The following is a 2,375-nucleotide window of genomic DNA, read 5'->3' as shown; positions in this document are numbered from 1 at the left end:
AATAAATTAAGGCTTATGGGGTGCGCAGCCGCCCCATAAGCCACCTTGAAGGAAGCGCGACAGCACTGCATTTGGGGATTCAGTGGGGACTTCTCGTCGGGGAACTATCAGCAATAGCGTCCAACAGCACGGGTCGGGATGCGTCCTGATGTGAGGATATTCCGTAGGATGCCGACGATGCTGGCATCGTATCGTCATCAGGATGAATCTGCACTCTGAGAGTAAGCAGGCAGGCATCATCAGCCGTGGCGGATGGCACACCAAGCAGCCCAGCATTGATGGTCATGCCGGAATTGGCCTGCTCCCGCCGCACGTTAGGCCTTCAGCATCGGGGGTGCTCGCCCGTGCCACGCTACGAGGATCTGTCGCTGCATCTGGGTTCCACACTGCGGACATCGTGCCAGATCATGCGCCCACGAGGAGAAGACGGTTGGATCTTTCGGTGGAATCTCGTCTTGACCCACGGCGAGTTGCGCACGCATGTGGGCTAGCATAGCACGGCGACCCGGACTGAACAGACCGTAATAGCGCACTTTAACAAACCCTGCTGGCAGGATATGCGCCAGAAAGCGCTGAATAAACACGAGCGTCGGCAGTGCGCATGTCCGATACGCGCCGCTTGCACTGTGGCGATAGCGAAACATCACGTGGGTATCGTCGGCAGCCAAAATTCGATTGTTGCTCAATGCCACCCGAAAGACATAGGGCGCAAGATACTTCAACGCGGTTTCCCCGGTGCCAACGGGACGACAATCCACGACCCAGGGCTGCTGCCACGTCGCAGCGGGGATGGTCGCGGCGAAGCGGTATTGGCGGAATGATGCGTGGAGCTTCGCCCGATACAGGATCGCCAATGGACGGACGGGGAGCAAAAAATCGGCGTTTGGCGGTTGAACAACGCGTTCATCCGGAGTCAGCGCCACTGCCGGCACCAGATAATGGATGTGCGGGTGGTAGCGGAGGTCACGCGTCCACGTATGGAGCACACCAAGCATGCCGAGCTGCCCACCCAAGAACCGCGGATCAGCGGCCAGCTGCTGGAGGGCGGCGGCAGATGCCCGAAACATCGCAGTGTAAACCTCGCGCTGGTGAGCGCGAGCACTATCCCGGAGTTCCGCTGGGATCGTAAAGGTGATCAGGAAATAGGGTACAGGGAGAAGACAGTCCTGTTGCTTGGTGAACCACGTCTGCCCCGCCTCGTGCTGACACGTTGGGCAATGACGATTCCGGCAGGAATGGTAGCTATAGCGCGTGGTCTGGCAGGCCGGACAGGTGAAGACCTGACCTCCCAACTCCGCTGTGCGACAGCGCTCAATCGCCCGCATGACATGGTGCTGCTGGGGCGTGATCACGTGGGCAGCACGATAGGTTGCTCCCGATCGTTGAAAGACCATGTTAAGCGTGATCATGGCAGGCCTCTACACAGATCGTCACAGATCTTGGCGGCATCAGTGAGCGTGCGTGGCGAAAGATGGGTATACAGCGCCGTCGTTTGCGGCGATTGGTGGCCGAGCCACGCTTGGATGACGCGGAGATTGACCCCCGCCTCCAACAGATGCGTGGCCCACGAGTGACGGAGCGTATGGATGGTCACATGTTTCTGAATGCCACTCTGCCGCACGGTTGCCCGCCACACCGCACGCAAGCTTTCACTGGCAAGTGGCTGGTGTGCCGTCGTGGGTGCGTGACCACGATGCCGGGCTGGAAACAGCCAGATGGCATGACGATGGGTTTGCCAGTGGGTGCGGAGCAGCGTCAAGAGGGGAGCAGGGAGAGGGACAAGCCGATCTTTGGTGCCTTTGCCAGCTTGGACATGGAGCACCATTCTCGCAGCATCAATCTGTGTAACCCGCAGGCTGATACCTTCCATACAACGTAACCCACAGGCATAGATCGTGGTGAGACATGCACGGTGATGTGGCAGCCGCACGAGGGCCAGGAGGGTTTGAACCTCGTCGCGGCTCAACACCGTCGGGAGGGTGTGGGCTTTGGGTGCTCGAACCAGATCGAGGGTCGGCCATGACCGATGGAGGACATATTCGACCAAAAACTTCAGCGCACACAGGGCAATGGTACTCGTGCTACGTGCAACCCGCCGCTCCGTGTGCAGATACAGGAAATAGTGGCGAATATCGTTGTCGGAGAGCTGATCTGGGGGACGATGGTAGTACTCGGCGAGGCATTGAATGGCTTGGAGATAGGCCCGTTGGGTATTGGCAGACAAACCCCGGAGCTGCATGGTCTCGATCATCCGGTGGCGGAGTGTGGTCATGGGTGGCCTCCTATTCGTTGATCAATGACCAACGAGTAGGAGGAATCGTGCCAAGAGTGGAACGATCATGAGACCAATGGGCGACAGACTCTCTGCGCGAGAG

2 protein-coding genes are annotated in these 2,375 nt (G+C 58.9%); both read right to left on the bottom strand.

The genetic code is table 11. From position 1 onward, the window contains the following. Positions 1 to 314 precede the first annotated feature (314 nt). On the bottom strand, positions 315 to 1,409 hold the full coding sequence (locus ABEB26_RS26770; protein WP_486348341.1) for an IS91 family transposase: 1,095 nt from the start codon (positions 1,407 to 1,409) through the stop codon (positions 315 to 317). Then, entirely contained in the window at positions 1,406 to 2,251 is an 846-nt protein-coding gene (locus tag ABEB26_RS26760) for a tyrosine-type recombinase/integrase (protein WP_345725154.1), read from the bottom strand. Before ABEB26_RS26760 ends, ABEB26_RS26770 begins: the two co-directional genes overlap by 4 nt. Positions 2,252 to 2,375 lie beyond the last annotated feature (124 nt).

The sequence above is a fragment of the Herpetosiphon gulosus genome (assembly GCF_039545135.1).
In the GTDB taxonomy this organism is placed as follows: Bacteria; Chloroflexota; Chloroflexia; order Chloroflexales; family Herpetosiphonaceae; genus Herpetosiphon; species Herpetosiphon gulosus.
This window is presented reverse-complemented; position numbering and strand designations above follow the sequence as displayed.